Origin of the sequence: Microvirga aerilata (assembly GCF_016743775.1) — a bacterium.
In the GTDB taxonomy this organism is placed as follows: domain Bacteria; phylum Pseudomonadota; class Alphaproteobacteria; order Rhizobiales; family Beijerinckiaceae; genus Microvirga; species Microvirga aerilata.
In genome coordinates, this window is the sequence record NZ_JAEQMY010000268.1 from 1 (window position 1) to 1,485 (window position 1,485).

Consider the following 1,485-nt stretch of genomic DNA (forward strand, 5'->3'; position numbering starts at 1 on the left):
AGTCGGCCCTGAACAATGCCGTTTGATCAGGCGGCGATTGGCTTCCAGGGATCGTTGGGCTTATCCGATTGCGCGCATGAACCCATCAGGGCTGCCATGAGCCAAGCGACAAAACGCCTGAGCCAGTTCAGGATCAGCCGCAGGTTGTGCCCGGCGGCCACCAGCAGCGCATTGATCGCATCGCCGGCTGCTCCGAGCAGGTGATTGCGTCCAAGTCGCCCGTCCGCCTTCATGTGCCCGATCATCGGCTCGATGGCGGAGCGTCGTCTCAGCTCCCGTTTGATCGTGGGCGTCAGCCCCCGCCGATGTCGCGTGATGAACACCCGATCCGTCTTGGTGTAGTCGTGCCCACGATAGCCCTGATCGACGTAAATGCGATCCGGCTCAACCCCACTCAAGGCCGTCACCTGCTCCACGGTGGCGCTGAGCGTATGGCCATCATACGGATTGCCCTCCAGCGCCTTGGACGCGAGCACGAAGCCTTCGCGGTTGGTCACCGCCAGCGCGACCTTGGAGCCGAACTCATACGGCCGATGCGCCTTGCCTTTGGCGATGCACACCACCTCGGGCGCATGCAGGCTGTAGAGCTTGTTCTTGCTCGTGCGCTCCTGGGTCAGAAGACGCTCCGTCAGGCCCAGCAGACGGGCAAAGCGAAGGGCGAGCCCCTCATCCCCGGCGACTTTGCGGGCGACATCGCGGTAGACCCGCCCGAGATAGGTCTTCAGCCGCTTGAGCTCTCGCCGCATACGTCGCATTTGACGGGCATGGGCATAGCGGCCCACCTGCACGGCCGCGCGTTTGGCCAAACGGGTGTGAGCCTGCCGCAGCTGGAGTCCATGCCGCTTGGCCTGCCGCACGAGGGCGCGGAGAGCCTTGAGATAGAGCTTCGCGTCAGTGGGATGAGTGATCGCCTTCGGCTGCACGGTTGTATCGACGCTGATCCGCTCCAGGCTCGAGGACCGCACCACCCCACTCTCCAGCCCGGCCTGGATGGTGGCGGAAAGCAGCGTCTCCAACCCGTCTGGTCCAAGCCGCTTGCGCCACCGCGTCAGCGAGCTGGGATCACACGGCAGCTCATGCTGGAAGTACTCGCAGCCACAGAACCACTGCCAATAGGGATTCTCGATCCAGCGCTGCACCACCGCCTCATCAGACAGGTTGAAGGTGTGCTGGAGATACGACAGCCCCACCATCAGCCGGGTGGGTTTGGCAGGCCGGCCGAGCGGACGATAGAAGCGGCCAAACTCGTGATCGAACCTGTCCCAGTCGATCAGACTGGCCAGGCGAAACAGCTCGTGGCGATGATCCAGGATCTGACCGAGACGGCTGCGGTAGAGATCGCCGGGGCTCGGCATCGTGGGCTTGGGTCCCATGGAAATACACCAGCTTTGAGCGGGTCAGCACCCGGGAACCGGCATTTTACGATGCTTCGCGATGACGAAGAATCCTTCAATCCCAACAAGTTGTGGGTTATTCAGGGCCGAC

The 1,485-nt window shown here is 63.0% G+C and carries 1 protein-coding gene; it reads right to left on the reverse strand.

Going from position 1 to position 1,485, the window contains the following annotated elements; all coding sequences use genetic code 11:
* Positions 1-26: 26 nt before the first annotated feature.
* Positions 27-1,373, reverse strand: coding sequence for an IS5 family transposase (locus JKG68_RS32255; protein WP_202066502.1), 1,347 nt, complete (start codon positions 1,371-1,373; stop codon positions 27-29).
* Between the last annotated feature and the right edge of the window lie 112 nt (positions 1,374-1,485).

Coding starts and splice junctions, on each gene's coding strand:
- JKG68_RS32255 (WP_202066502.1), bottom strand. CDS start 1,373: ATGGGACCCAAGCCCACGATGCCGAGCCCCGGCGATCTCTACCGCAGC.